This is a genomic window from Pseudomonas sp. MYb541 (genome assembly GCF_037479595.1).
Taxonomy (GTDB): Bacteria; Pseudomonadota; Gammaproteobacteria; order Pseudomonadales; family Pseudomonadaceae; genus Aquipseudomonas; species Aquipseudomonas canadensis.
In genome coordinates this window covers 1-13,684 of record NZ_JBBGYS010000012.1, presented here as the reverse complement: position 1 = coordinate 13,684, position 13,684 = coordinate 1, and the positions used below count along the sequence as shown (strand labels likewise).

Annotated in this window: 13 protein-coding genes; 9 read left to right on the top strand and 4 right to left on the bottom strand. The window is 61.6% G+C overall.

Features of this window, described 5'->3' with window-relative positions:
- Nucleotides 1-34 precede the first annotated feature (34 nt).
- Nucleotides 35-592, top strand: a complete 558-nt coding sequence (locus WH299_RS09545) for an L-threonylcarbamoyladenylate synthase (RefSeq protein WP_003170728.1) — start codon at nt 35-37, stop codon at nt 590-592.
- Nucleotides 593-722: 130 nt separating this feature from the next.
- Here WH299_RS09545 and WH299_RS09540 read toward each other — a convergent pair whose 3' ends face one another.
- Nucleotides 723-1,700 (bottom strand): quinone oxidoreductase family protein, encoded by a 978-nt coding sequence (locus WH299_RS09540; protein ID WP_122686978.1) that lies wholly within the window; start codon nt 1,698-1,700, stop codon nt 723-725.
- Between the two features lie 159 nt (nt 1,701-1,859).
- Here WH299_RS09540 and hemF point away from each other — a divergent pair, with 159 nt between their 5' ends.
- Both hemF and aroE read left to right on the top strand, forming a co-directional pair.
- Nucleotides 1,860-2,792, top strand: coding sequence for an oxygen-dependent coproporphyrinogen oxidase (gene hemF / locus WH299_RS09535; protein WP_122730054.1), 933 nt, complete (start codon nt 1,860-1,862; stop codon nt 2,790-2,792).
- Nucleotides 2,792-3,610: a shikimate dehydrogenase gene (gene aroE, locus WH299_RS09530; protein WP_122730056.1), complete on the top strand. Its 819-nt coding sequence runs from the start codon at nt 2,792-2,794 to the stop codon at nt 3,608-3,610. The genes hemF and aroE overlap by 1 nt, the downstream gene beginning before the upstream one ends.
- Nucleotides 3,611-3,730: 120 nt before the next feature.
- On the opposite strand, the gene WH299_RS09525 is transcribed toward aroE, so the two are convergent.
- The 3 genes from WH299_RS09525 to betC form a co-directional block, all read right to left on the bottom strand.
- On the bottom strand, nt 3,731-5,299 hold the full coding sequence (locus WH299_RS09525) for a SulP family inorganic anion transporter (protein WP_126569400.1): 1,569 nt from the start codon (nt 5,297-5,299) through the stop codon (nt 3,731-3,733).
- Nucleotides 5,300-5,471: 172 nt separating this feature from the next.
- On the bottom strand, nt 5,472-6,386 hold the full coding sequence (gene choX / locus WH299_RS09520; protein ID WP_122730058.1) for a choline ABC transporter substrate-binding protein: 915 nt from the start codon (nt 6,384-6,386) through the stop codon (nt 5,472-5,474).
- A gap of 15 nt (nt 6,387-6,401) precedes the next feature.
- Nucleotides 6,402-7,916 (bottom strand): choline-sulfatase, encoded by a 1,515-nt coding sequence (betC, locus tag WH299_RS09515; RefSeq protein WP_123478388.1) that lies wholly within the window; start codon nt 7,914-7,916, stop codon nt 6,402-6,404.
- Nucleotides 7,917-8,019: 103 nt separating this feature from the next.
- On the opposite strand from betC, the gene WH299_RS09510 reads away from it, so the two are divergent.
- The 6 genes from WH299_RS09510 to WH299_RS09485 all read left to right on the top strand — a co-directional run.
- Nucleotides 8,020-8,970, top strand: a complete 951-nt coding sequence (locus WH299_RS09510; RefSeq protein WP_122730062.1) for a choline sulfate utilization transcriptional regulator — start codon at nt 8,020-8,022, stop codon at nt 8,968-8,970.
- A gap of 31 nt (nt 8,971-9,001) precedes the next feature.
- Nucleotides 9,002-9,331: a DOPA 4,5-dioxygenase family protein gene (locus WH299_RS09505; RefSeq protein ID WP_028618611.1), complete on the top strand. Its 330-nt coding sequence runs from the start codon at nt 9,002-9,004 to the stop codon at nt 9,329-9,331.
- A 96-nt stretch (nt 9,332-9,427) separates the two neighbouring features.
- Entirely contained in the window at nt 9,428-10,387 is a 960-nt protein-coding gene (locus WH299_RS09500; protein WP_339550139.1) for a 2-dehydro-3-deoxygalactonokinase, read from the top strand.
- 1 nt (nt 10,388) lies between these two features.
- On the top strand, nt 10,389-11,009 hold the full coding sequence (locus WH299_RS09495) for a 2-dehydro-3-deoxy-6-phosphogalactonate aldolase (protein WP_339550138.1): 621 nt from the start codon (nt 10,389-10,391) through the stop codon (nt 11,007-11,009).
- Between the two features lie 47 nt (nt 11,010-11,056).
- On the top strand, nt 11,057-12,205 hold the full coding sequence (dgoD, locus tag WH299_RS09490; RefSeq protein WP_003170741.1) for a galactonate dehydratase: 1,149 nt from the start codon (nt 11,057-11,059) through the stop codon (nt 12,203-12,205).
- Between the two features lie 177 nt (nt 12,206-12,382).
- The coding region (locus WH299_RS09485; protein ID WP_339550137.1) for an MFS transporter at nt 12,383-13,684 on the top strand (1,302 nt) is incomplete at its 3' end.

Below are 13,684 nucleotides of genomic sequence, written 5' to 3'. Positions count from 1 at the left end.
AAACTGCGCAGAGCTTTAGTCTGGAGAGTGAACAATGGTCAACCGGTGGCGTGTGCTGGAAACCGCACGAGAAATTCGCGCAGGCGCGGTGATTGCCTATCCAACCGAAGCGGTTTGGGGCTTGGGCTGCGACCCGTGGAACGAAGAAGCAGTGGACCGTTTGCTCGCCATCAAGAACCGTTCGGTGGACAAGGGCCTGATCCTGGTGGCGGACAACATCCGTCAGTTCGACTTTCTGTTCGAAGACTTCCCGCAGGACTGGATCGACCGCATGGCCAGCACCTGGCCAGGGCCGAACACCTGGCTGGTGCCCCATCAGGACTTGTTGCCGGAGTGGGTGACGGGTGTGCACGACACCGTAGCGCTGCGGGTGACTGACCATCCGCTGGTGAGGGATTTGTGCTCGCTGGTAGGGCCGTTGATTTCTACTTCGGCCAACCCACAGGGTCGCCCGGCGGCGCGCACGCGGATTCGCGTGGAGCAATACTTCCGTGGCCAAGTGGACCTGGTATTGGGTGGCGCCCTGGGTGGGCGCAAGAACCCGAGCCTGATTCGCGACCTGGTGACGGGTGAGGTGGTGCGGCCTTCCTGAGACCGAGGTGCGGCCATCGCGGGCAAGCCCGGCTCCCACACTTGATCAGTGTTCTGCATGAAAACGCGGTCAAATGTGGGAGCCGGGCTTGCCCGCGATGAGGCCTTACAGGCTCCTGATATTCATTGTCTTACGGCAACAGAATGGTCGACCCCGTCGTGCGTCGCCCCGACAACTCCGTCTGCGCTTTCGCCGCCTCCGCCAGCGCATACCGCTGGTTGATATCAATGCGCACCTTGCCGCTCTTGATCATCGAGAACAGGTCATCCGCCATCGCCTGCAGGTTTTGCGGGTTGTTGGCGTAGGTCGCCAGGGTCGGCCGGGTGACGTACAACGAGCCCTTGGCCGACAGGATCCCCAGGTTCACCCCGTCCACCGCGCCTGATGCATTGCCGAAACTCACCACCAGCCCACGCGGCGCTACGCTGTCCAGCGAGGTCAGCCAGGTGTCCTTGCCGACGCCGTCGTACACCACTGGCACTTTTTTGCCGTCGGTCAATTCCAGCACGCGCTGTGCGACGTTTTCCTTGCTGTAGTCAATGGTTTCCCAGGCGCCGAGGGATTTGGCCAGGGCGGCTTTTTCCGGCGAGCTGACCGTGCCGATCAACTTAACGCCCAGCGCCTTGGCCCATTGGCAGGCCAGGGAGCCTACGCCGCCGGCCGCAGCGTGGAACAGGATGGTCTCACCGCCTTTCAATTCATAGGTCTGGCGCAGCAGGTACTGCACGGTCAGGCCCTTGAGCATGGCGCCGGCGGCTTGTTCGAAGCTGATGTCGTCCGGCAGATGTACCAGGTTGGCGGCGGGCAACACATGCAGTTGGCTGTAGGCGCCCAGCGGGCCGCTGCCGTAGGCCACGCGGTCACCGACTTTGAATTGAGTGACCTCACTGCCGACCGCGTCGACCACCCCGGCGCCTTCTGCGCCCAACCCCGATGGCAATGCGGGCGGCGCATACAGGCCGCTGCGGAAATAGGTGTCGATGAAGTTGAGGCCAATCGCCTCGTTACGCACGCGAACCTGCTGCGGGCCCGGCTCGGCCGGCGTGTAGTCCACATACTCAAGCACTTCGGGGCCGCCATGGGCGCTGAACTGGATACGTTTTGCCATCTGCCTTCTCCTTGGGTCGAATTCGCATAGCCCCCTATCCCACTCCTAAGCTTGATCTTCGTCAACTGCGGCGCAACCGGGTGCAGTGGTATCCTGTGCGCCCATTTGCCGCCGACGCCCAATGGCCTCGCGTAGCTTTGCCCGATTCAAGGTGATGCCATGACTACCCGCACCGAGGCTGTAAAGGCCTACCTGCTTGACCTGCAAGACCGCATTTGCAGCGCCCTGGAAACCTTTGAGACGGACACTCGCTTTATCGAAGACGCGTGGACCCGGCCTGCGGGCGGCGGAGGTCGCACCCGCGTGATCGAAAACGGTTCGGTGATCGAAAAAGGCGGCGTCAACTTTTCCCACGTGTTTGGCAGCGGTCTGCCACCGTCCGCCAGCGCGCATCGGCCTGAGCTGGCCGGCCGTGGCTTTGAGGCCTTGGGGGTGTCGCTGGTGATCCACCCGCACAACCCACACGTACCGACTTCCCACGCCAACGTGCGCTTTTTCATCGCTGAAAAAGAAGGCGAAGAGCCGGTGTGGTGGTTCGGCGGTGGTTTCGACCTCACGCCTTACTATGGCAACGACGAAGACTGCATCCACTGGCACCGCGTGGCCGAGCAGGCCTGTGCACCGTTCGGTCCAGACGTGTATTCGCGCTACAAAGCCTGGTGCGACACCTACTTCCACATCAAGCACCGCAACGAACCGCGCGGCATCGGTGGCCTGTTCTTCGATGATCTGAACGAATGGGACTTTGACACCTGCTTCGCCTTCATCCGCGCCATCGGTGACGCCTACATCGACGCCTACTTGCCGATCGTGCAGCGCCGCAAGGCCACCGCCTACACCGAGCAGCAGCGCGAATTCCAGGAATTCCGTCGCGGCCGCTACGTTGAATTCAACCTGGTCTACGACCGTGGCACCCTGTTCGGCCTGCAATCGGGCGGGCGCACCGAGTCGATCCTGATGTCGTTGCCGCCGCAAGTGCGCTGGAGCTACGACTGGAAAGCCGAGGCCGGCAGCGAAGAAGCGCGTCTCACCGACTACTTCCTGCAAGACCGTGATTGGCTGGGCCTGACCGCGCCCAAGGCGGCTGTCTGATGGACCGCTATGTCGTGTTCGGTAACCCCATCGGCCACAGCAAGTCGCCGCTGATCCATCGCATGTTCGCCGAGCAGACCGGCGAGCAACTGGACTACAGCACCTTGCTGGCGCCCTTGGAAGATTTCACCGGCTGTGCCCGTGAGTTTTTTCAACAAGGCCGTGGTGCGAACGTCACCGTGCCGTTCAAGGAAGAGGCATACCGTTTGGCCAACACCTTGACCGAACGCGCCCAACGCGCGGGCGCGGTGAACACCCTGAGCAAGCTGGCCGACGGCAGCCTATTGGGTGACAACACCGATGGCGCTGGCCTGGTGCGCGACCTCACGGTCAACGCCGGGTTGAGCCTGCAAGGCAAACGCATCCTGTTGTTGGGCGCCGGAGGCGCGGTGCGCGGCGCATTGGAACCGTTGTTGGCCGAACAGCCCGCTTCGCTGATCATCGCCAACCGAACCGTGGAAAAGGCCGAACTACTCGCCGAGTTGTTCGATGATCTTGGCCCGGTGTCCGCCAGTGGTTTCGACTGGCTGCGTGAGCCGGTGGACGTGATCATCAACGCCACTTCCGCCAGCCTGTCAGGCGATGTACCGCCGATTGCCGGCAGCCTGATCGAGCCAGGCAAGACGTTTTGCTACGACATGATGTACGCCAAGAAGCCGACCGCGTTCTGCCGCTGGGCCAACGAACAAGGCGCAGCCGTGGCAATGGATGGCCTGGGCATGCTGGTTGAGCAAGCGGCGGAAGCGTTCTTCCTGTGGCGCGGCGTGCGCCCGGAGTCAGCGCCGGTGTTGGCTGAACTGCGCCGCCAGTTGGCCTGACATCGATCTGACGTGGGCACGGTCATTGTAGGAGCCGGCTTGCCGGCGATTGGCCCTCAAGACGTGTGCTGACCTCGCGGGCGCTATCGCCGGCAAACCGGTCTCCTACAGGGGGTGGGTTCAGTCTTCGAAATGGAGGGGGCACTTGTCGGCCCCCTCCAGCTTCTTCAGTTCTTCAACGACCTGTGGCCGCGCCCGACGCAACGTCAAGCTGCGCCCCAACCCCCGCAAGCGCCGCGCCTCCTGGTGCAGCATCTCCACCCCGGAATAGTCGATAAAGTTGATCTGCTGCGCCTCGATCACCACCCGTTCGCCCTGTAGGCTTTGCAGGCGCACTTGCAGGTAGTGGCTGGCGCCGAAAAAGATCGAACCGCCCACTCGCAGCACATCCTCATCACCATCACGCCATTGCTGAACCCGTGGCTGCGACGTGCGCTTGAGGTAGAAAAACAGCGACGCCAGCACCCCGGCGTAAATCGCTGTTTGCAGCTCCAGCAGCAAGGTGGCGACGCAGGTCAGGCTCATCACCACGAATTCGGCGCGACTGACGCGGAATAAAGCGCGAATACCGCGACGGTCCACCAGCCCCCAACTGATCAGCAAGATGCTCGCTGCCATGCTTGGGATCGGAATATGGGCGATCAATGCCGCGCCAAACAGCGCAAACAGTGCCACCCACAATGCGGAAAACACGCCCGCCAACGGCGAACAGGCGCCCGCCTCGTAGCTGAGACCAGAGCGTGTGAACGAACCGGCTGACAAATACCCGGAGAAAAATCCGCCAACGATGTTGGATAAGCCCTGCGCACGCACTTCCTGATTGGCGTCGAGCAATTGCTGCGAACGTGCCGACAGCGAGCGGGCAATCGACAGGCTGGTCACCAACCCCAGCATGCCCACCGCCACGGCGCTCGGCAGCAGGCGCAGGATCACGTCCAGGTCCATGGGCAACGGGCTGAACGGCGGCAGTTTACCGATAAACGAACTGACCAGCGCCACATGCCCGAACATCGCCGGCCACAGCCACGCCACCAGGCTGCCCAGCGCCAGGGCGATCAACAGGGTCGGCCAGCGCGGTACGAGGTATTTGAGCAGTGCGCCAACCAGCAAGGTGCCGAGTCCGAGGATGAGTGAGGCATGATCCCATTCGCCGCTATGGTGGATCAGTGCCAGCAGGCTGTTGATCGCCGTGGCTTGGCTCGGCAAATCCAGCCCCAGCAGATTGGGCAGTTGCCCGAGCGCAATCACCACGGCGGCACCCAGGGTGAAACCGAGCACCACCGAATGGGAGACAAAATTCACCAGCGCGCCAAAACGCAGCATGCCCAGTAGCCACTGGAACACCCCGGCGAGGAAGGTGAGCAACAGGATCAGGGTGATGTAGTCCTGTGAGCCCGGCACGGCCAGCGGGCTGACGCTGGCGTAGAGCACAATGGAAATCGCCGCCGTGGGGCCGCAGATCAGGTGCCAGGACGAACCCCAGAGGCAGGCGATCAGCACTGGGATGATCGCGGCGTATAGGCCGTATTCGGGTGGGAGACCGGCGATCAGCGCGTAGGCAATTGACTGTGGCAAGGCGAGAACCGCGCCACTGAGGCCCACCATCGCATCCCGGCCAACACTGGCGCGGGTCTGGCGCGGGAGCCAGGCGAGGAAGGGGAAAAGTGTATGGCGGTTGGGCCGGGGCATGAAAGGCTCGGATTGAAAGGTTTGCATCAGGGTATCAGCACACACCGGCCCCTGTGGGAGCTGGCTTGCCTGCGATAGAATCACCTCGGTCTAACTGACCGACCGAGTCGTCTGCATCGCAGGCAAGCCAGCTCCCACACAAGCCAGTTTCCACAGGGCTTGGCGGTGAGGCTTAGAGTTTGGCTTTTACGGCCGCCAGTGCATCCTTGCCATCTACGGTCTTCACGCCATCCAGCCACTTATCCAATACCGCCGGGTTGGCCTTGATCCACGCCTTCGCCGCATCGGCATTGCTGACCTTGTTGTTGGCCACCTCGGCCATGATGCTGTTCTCCATCTCCTGGGTAAAACTCAGGTTGGTCAGCAGTTTTCCTACGTTTGGGCAGGCCTGTGCGTAGCCCTTGCGGGTCAAGGTATACACGCTGCCGGTGTCACCAAAATATTTCTCGCCGCCTTTGAGGTAGTGCATTTTCAACTGCACGTTCATCGGGTGCGGGGTCCAGCCGAGGAAGGTCACGAACTTCTGCTTTTTAACGGCGCGCGACACTTCGGCGAGCATCGCTTGTTCGCTGGACTCCACCAACTTCCACTGGCCGAGCGCGAAGTCGTTCTTCTTGATGATCTCCTGCAACGAAATATTCGCCGGCGCGCCGGAGCCGATGCCGTAGATCTTCTTGTCGAACTTGTCGGCAAATTTGTTCAGGTCGGCAAAGTCATGCACCCCGGCGTCCCACACATAGTCCGGCACGGCGAGGGTGAACTCGGTGCCGTCGAGGTTCTTCGCCAATTGCACCACGTCGCCATTGGCCACGAACTTGTCATAGAAGCCCTGCTGCGCCGGCATCCAGTTGCCCAGGAACACATCCACCTGGCCGTCCTTGAGCCCGCCAAACGTAATCGGCACCGCCAGGGTGTCGACCTTGGGTTTATAGCCCATGCCCGTCAGGAGGAAACCGGTGATGGCATTGGTGGCCGCAATATCGCTCCAGCCCGGATCGGCCATCTTTACCGTTTCACAACTGGCGTCTGCGTAAACATTGGCGCTTCCCAGCGCCAGGAGCCCCAGCATCACAGTTAATTTTTGCATGGCCTTCCCTCAGTGTTATTGGTTTTGGCAGGGTTGTGGATAACGTGCCTTGCGCTCCAGGTCGTCGAGGTCGATATGGTTGCGCATGTATTGCTGACTGGCGTCCACCAGTGGCTGGTGATCCCAGCTCTTCAGCTTGCCCTGGGTCAGTGCTTCAAACACCAGACGGCGGCGGCGTTGGCTGGCGAGCACCTGTTGGTGGATCGCCGGGATGTCCCATTTGGCCCGCGCCTCGTCCAGGAAGGCTGCAAACAGCGCCTGATGCTGCGGCGACTGGCTGAGTTCTTCCTGCTCCCGAGGGTCGTTGTGTACATCGAACAGTAGACAAGGGTCGTCTTCGCTGTAGATGAATTTGTAGGCGCCACGGCGAATCATCATCAGCGGGCCGATGGTGCCTTCGGCCATGTATTCGCCGAACACTTCGTCGTGCCCGCCCTGCCCTCGCAAGTGTGGGACCAGCGAGCGGCCGTCCAGCGGCAGGCGCGGGTCCAGCTCGCCGCCGGCCAGTTCCACCAGGGTCGGCAACAGGTCGGCGGTGGACACGGCTTTGCTGACGCGGCCCGCCGCGAATTGCCCTGGCGCACTGATCAGCAGCGGTACGCGGGCGGCCATTTCAAACCAGTGCATTTTGTACCAGAGGCCACGTTCGCCGAGCATGTCGCCGTGGTCGCCGGAGAAGATGATGAGGGTGTCATCGGCCAGGCCGGTGTCTTCCAGGGTCTGCAGCAGCTTGCCGACGTTGCTGTCGATGTAGCTGCACGCGCCGAAGTAGGCACGGCGTGCATCGCGGATCTTATCCACCGGCAGCGGCTTGTCCCACAGGTCGTAGACCTTGAGCAGGCGCTGGGAATGTGGGTCGAGATCGCTTTGCGCGGGTGTTGTAGGCAAAGGGATATCAGCGTCGTCGTACAGGTCCCAGAACGGCTTGGGAATGGTGTACGGGTCATGGGGGTGAGTCATCGACACCGTCAGGCAGAACGGCTGGTCGCCGTCTTCGCGGATATGGTCGAACAGGTATTGCTGGGCCTTGAACACCACCTCTTCGTCGAAATCCAGCTGGTTGGTGCGCACGCACGGCCCGGCTTGCAGCACCGACGACATGTTGTGGTACCAAGTGGGGCGCACGTCCGGCTCATCCCAGTTCACCGCCCAGCCATAGTCGGCGGGGTAGATGTCGCTGGTCAGGCGTTCTTCGTAGCCATGCAACTGGTCGGGACCGCAGAAGTGCATCTTGCCCGACAGCGCGGTGCGGTAGCCGAGGCGGCGCAGGTAGTGGGCGTAGGTCGGCACGTCGGCGGGGAAATCGGCGGCGTTGTCGTAGGCGCCGATCTTGCTCGGCAACTGGCCACTCACCAGGGTGAAACGCGACGGCGCGCACAACGGGCTGTTGCAATAGGCGGCATCGAACACCACGCCTTGTGCGGCGAGGCGGCTCAAATTCGGTAGTTTGATAGGCGAAGAACCGTAGAACGGAAGCAACGGCGCGGCCATTTGATCGGCCATGATGAAAAGAATGTTCTTGCGCTTCATGATCTATCGGCATTCCATAGGCGGTGTTTATGCGAAAGAGCATGCAGCCCATGAAAAGTGGGGTAAAGCCCATGAAAAGCAATGTCTAGGATAAGCACAGCTTATGTATGAAGCCCTTGGTGACCTGTCCCTCGATTTGCTGCGTGCTTTCGAAGCCGCCGCACGTCATCGCAGCTTTACCGCCGCAGCGATGGAACTGGGCACCACCCAGCCGGCCATCAGCCAACAGATCAAGCGCCTGGAAGAACAGTTGGCGATCCGCCTGTTTGATCGCATCTACCGGGGGATCGAACTGACCGACGCCGGCGCCCTGCTGTTCGAGCATGTGCAGGGCGGTTTGCAGGGCATCAACCAGGGCCTGAGCCTCATCACCCAACAGGACCAGCATGAAGTGTTGCAAGTCGCCACCGACTTCGCCTTCGCCGCTTATTGGCTGATGCCGCGCCTGCATCGATTTCACCAGGCCAACCCGCAGGTCGATGTCAGCTTGGTGACCAGCGAGCGCAACCACGCCACCTTGCGCAGCGATATCGACGTGGCAGTGTTGTTTGGTGACGGCCGTTTCAAGCAGGGCGACAGCCTATGGTTGTTCAACGAGGAAGTGTTCCCGGTGTGCAGCCCAATGTGGCTCAAGGAACAGGCCACGCCGCTGACTGTGCAAAATTTGCACGATTTTCCGCTGCTGCACCTGCGCCAGGAAAACAACAGCCAATGGTTCGACTGGAGCGGTGTGTTTCGCGAACTGGGCATCGCCAGCGTACCAACGCCGGGCCAACTGCGTTTCGACAACTACACCCTACTCATTCAGGCGGCGATTGCCGGCCAGGGCGTGGCCATCGGCTGGCGGCACCTTGTGGATAACCTGCTGGAACAGGGCTGGTTGTGCCGGCCGGTCAGCGACACGGTGATCTCGCGCTTTGGCTATTACGTGGTGCAACCCCAGCGCAAACGTCGGGGGCAATTGGTCGAGCGTTTCGTTGACTGGCTGGTGGCGGAGCAAGCCAGCAGCGCGCAGTCGCTGACCGGGCTGGCCCTGCCGTCCATTGCGGTCTAGCATCTGGCGCATATTGGATCCGGAGTCCGCCATGCAACGTATCAAGGGCTACCACGCCCATATCTACTTCGACGCGAGCACCATCGAACAGGCGCGCACCTTGTGCGAAGACGCCGCCAAACTCTTCCCACTGCGCATGGGCCGTGTGCACGAACGACCGGTGGGCCCGCACCCGGATTGGAGCTGCCAGCTGGCGTTCGATCCTGAGTACATCGGTGTCGTGTTGCCGTGGTTGGTGATTCATCGCAATGGCCTGGTGGTTTTTTTGCACCCCGAAACCGGTGATGACCTGAAGGACCACACTGACTATGCCGTCTGGATGGGGGCGATGCGGGAGCTGAACCTGTCAGCCTTTTCTTAAATGGAATCCCTAAATATGGGATTGATATTTATATATTGAGACTTGCGTTCGCGTAGGTTTATATTCGCTGCATCCGCTCAGAACTCAGGTGAAGCGATGCAGGCGCAATTGATCGCGCTCGATTGGGGAACCAGCTCCCTTCGTGCTTATAAACTCGGCCCCGCCGGCGTGGTGCTGGAACAACGCTCGCTGGGGTGGGGCATCATGCATTTGCCCAGCGAACCCCGGGACATTGCCGGCGTGCGTTGCAGCAACGGCTTCGAGTTGGCGTTCGATGCGGCGTGCGGGGATTGGCTCGACGCCCAGCCGGGGTTACCGGTAATTGCCTGTGGCATGGTCGGCAGCGCCCAGGGCTGGAGCGAAGCGGCCTATCGCAATACCCCGGTCGATGTCGCCAGCCTCGGCCAGGCGCTGCATCAGGTGCACAGCCTGCGCGGCGTGGATGTGCACATCGTGCCGGGCGTGATCGAGCAGGTCGGCTTGCCCAACGTGATGCGTGGCGAAGAAACCCAAGTGCTGGGCGTGCTGCAAGGGCTGGGCGCCGATGTGTTGATCGGCCTGCCGGGCAGCCATTCCAAGTGGGTCGAGGTGGTCGAGGGCTGCATCACGCATTTCGATACCTTTATGACCGGCGAGCTGTTTGCGGTGTTGAGCAAACACAGCATCCTTGGGCGTACTCAGCTGCCGTCCGAACAATTCCAGGTCGAAGCCTTCGACCGAGGCGTGCACGTGGCGCTTTCCGAAGACGGCCAGCGCGGCGTGCTGTCCACCTTGTTCAGTGCCCGCACCCTGGGGCTCACCGGCGAACTCGCCGCTGACCAACAGCCCGATTACCTGTCCGGCTTGCTTATCGGCCATGAACTCGCCGGTCTTCCCGACAGCGCCAAACACAAGCCGATCATCCTGGTCGGCGCCACGCCCCTTTGCGCCCGCTATCAACGCGCCCTCGCCCTCTGCGGCTTTGCCCACGTCAGCCTGGCGCAGGAAGCCACCGAGCGCGGCCTGTGGCAACTGGCCTTTGCGGCCGGGCTCACTCAACCTGTACTGGAGGCCTGACATGCTCAAGCAAGCACTCGCGCAAAACGGTTTGATCGCCATCCTGCGCGGCATTCGCCCTGACGAAGCCCAGGCAGTCGGCCAGGTGCTGTACCAGGCGGGGTTTCGGGTGATCGAAGTCCCGCTGAATTCGCCTGATCCCTACACCAGTATCCGCACCCTGCGCGACAGCTTGCCCGCCGATTGCCTGATCGGTGCCGGCACGGTGCTGACGCCAGAGCAGGTCGAGCAAGTGAAGGCTGCCGGTGGCCAGGTGATCGTCATGCCCCACAGCGATGCCAAGGTGTTGCGTGCCGCCAAAGCCGCGGGCCTGTTTCTGTCCCCGGGTGTGGCCACGCCCACCGAAGCTTTTGCGGCACTGGCCGAAGGTGCTGACGTGTTGAAGCTGTTCCCCGCCGAGCAAATGGGCCCTTCGGTAATCAAGGCGTGGCTGGCGGTCTTGCCGGCCGGCACCTTGCTGCTGCCGGTGGGAGGCATCACCCCGGACAACATGCAGGTGTTCACCGACGCCGGCGCGAAAGGCTTCGGGTTGGGTTCCGGGTTGTTCAAACCGGGTATGACCGTGGATCAGGTAGCGAGCCGCGCCCAGGCTTATGTCGCCGCCTGGAACGCCCTGAACTGAATCAAGTTTCGCGCCCACAGGCGCCGCATCTATAAGAGAGATAACAGATGAAAATCACCAAACTGACGACCTTTATCGTCCCGCCGCGCTGGTGCTTCCTCAAGGTCGAGACCGACCAGGGCGTGACCGGCTGGGGTGAGCCCGTAGTCGAAGGCCGCGCTCACACCGTGGCAGCGGCCGTTGAAGAATTGTCCGACTACCTGATCGGCAAAGACCCACGCAATATCGAAGACATCTGGACCGTGCTCTATCGCGGCGGCTTCTACCGAGGCGGCGCCGTGCACATGAGTGCCCTCGCCGGCATCGACCAGGCGCTGTGGGACATCAAGGGCAAGGCCCTCGGTGTTTCCGTCAGCGACTTGCTCGGTGGCCAGGTGCGCGACAAGATCCGCGTGTACTCATGGATCGGCGGCGACCGCCCCGCAGACACCGCCCGCGCCGCCAAAGAGGCCGTGGCCCGTGGCTTCACGGCGGTAAAAATGAACGGCACCGAAGAACTGCAGTTCGTCGACAGCTTTGAAAAAGTCGACCTGGCTCTGGCCAACGTCGCCGCCGTACGTGATGCGGTCGGCCCCAACGTCGGCATCGGCGTCGACTTCCATGGCCGGGTGCACAAGCCTATGGCCAAGGTGCTGATGAAGGAACTCGACCCGTACAAACTGATGTTCATCGAAGAGCCGGTGCTCAGCGAGAACTACGAAGCGCTGAAAGAGCTGGCACCGCTGACTAGCACGCCGATTGCCCTGGGCGAGCGCCTGTTCTCGCGTTGGGATTTCAAGCGTGTGCTCAGCGAAGGCTACGTCGACATCATCCAGCCGGATGCGTCCCATGCCGGTGGCATCACCGAAACCCGCAAGATCGCCAACATGGCCGAAGCCTACGACGTGGCCCTGGCCCTGCACTGCCCGCTGGGCCCGATTGCCCTGGCGGCGTGCCTGCAACTGGACGCGGTCTGCTACAACGCGTTTATCCAGGAACAAAGCCTGGGCATCCACTACAACGAGAGCAATGACCTGCTCGATTACGTGCGCGATCCGGGGGTGTTCGACTATGACCAAGGCTTTGTGAAGATCCCCAACGGACCGGGCCTGGGCATCGAGATCAACGAGGAATACGTGATCGAACGCGCGGCCATCGGCCACCGCTGGCGCAACCCGATCTGGCGGCATGCCGACGGCAGCTTCGCCGAGTGGTAATAGTCCTCTGAAGGAACGCGGTAAAGAATGTGGGAGCTGGCTTGCCTGCGAAGGCGGTGGGTCAGCTTGCATCGCTGGCACTTATACACCGTCTTCGCAGGCAAGCCAGCTCCCACATTTAGATCCGGTTCCTTCAGTAAGACTTGTCCTCAACAAACATAAGAAGAGGCACCCCCCATGCACCCTGAATCCTTCAACGGGCAGGCTTCTTTAGTCACGCCTACCAGAAAGCGTTTCTTCATCATGGTGCTGCTGTTTATCACCGTGGTGATCAACTACCTCGACCGCAGCAACCTGTCCATCGCCGCCCCGGCCCTGACCAGTGAACTGGGGATCGACCCGGTGCACGTCGGGCTGATTTTCTCTGCGTTCGGCTGGACCTACGCCGCCATGCAGATTCCCGGCGGTTGGCTGGTGGACCGCGTGCCGCCGCGTATTCTCTACACGGCGGCGCTGCTGTTGTGGTCCATCGCCACCGTCATGCTCGGCTTCGCGGCCAGCTTTATCGCGCTGTTTGTGTTGCGCATGGCAGTAGGGGCTTTAGAGGCCCCGGCCTATCCGATCAACAGCCGCGTAGTCACCACCTGGTTCCCTGAGCGCGAGCGCGCCACGGCGATTGGCGTCTATACCTCCGGGCAGTTTGTCGGGTTGGCATTCCTGACGCCGGTACTGGCCTGGCTGCAGCATGCATTTGGCTGGCACATGGTGTTTGTCGCGACCGGTGGCGCGGGGATCCTGTGGGCAGTTATCTGGTACGCGGTGTACCGTGAGCCGAAAGACTTCAAAGGCGCGAACGCCGCTGAAATCGACCTGATCCGTGAAGGTGGCGGCTTGGTTGATATGCAGGAAAAAGCTGCCAAGGCGCCGTTCAGTTGGGTCGACCTGGGCATCGTGTTGAGCAAGCGCAAGCTGTGGGGCATCTACCTGGGGCAGTTCTGCCTCAACTCCACGCTGTGGTTCTTCCTGACATGGTTCCCGACCTACTTGGTGAAATACCGCGGCATGGACTTCATCAAGTCCGGCTTGCTGGCGTCGTTGCCATTCCTCGCGGCGTTTGTCGGCGTGCTGTGTTCCGGGATCTTTTCCGACTGGCTGATTCGTCGTGGTGCGTCGGTGGGCTTTGCCCGCAAGTTGCCGATCATCGGCGGGCTGCTGATTTCCACGGCGATCATCGGTGCCAACTACGTGGATTCGACGGCGTGGGTAATTGCGTTCCTGGCGGTGGCGTTCTTTGGTAATGGATTGGCGTCGATTACCTGGTCGCTGGTGTCGACCCTGGCACCGGCCCGCCTGTTGGGGCTGACCGGTGGGGTGTTCAACTTCATCGGCAACCTGTCGGCGATTGCCACGCCGATCGTGATTGGCTTTCTGGCCAGTGGCGATTCGTTTGCACCGGCGATTACCTATATCGCGGTGCTGGCGTTGCTCGGGGCGCTTTCCTACGTGTTGCTCGTAGGCAAAGTCGAACGCATCGAACTC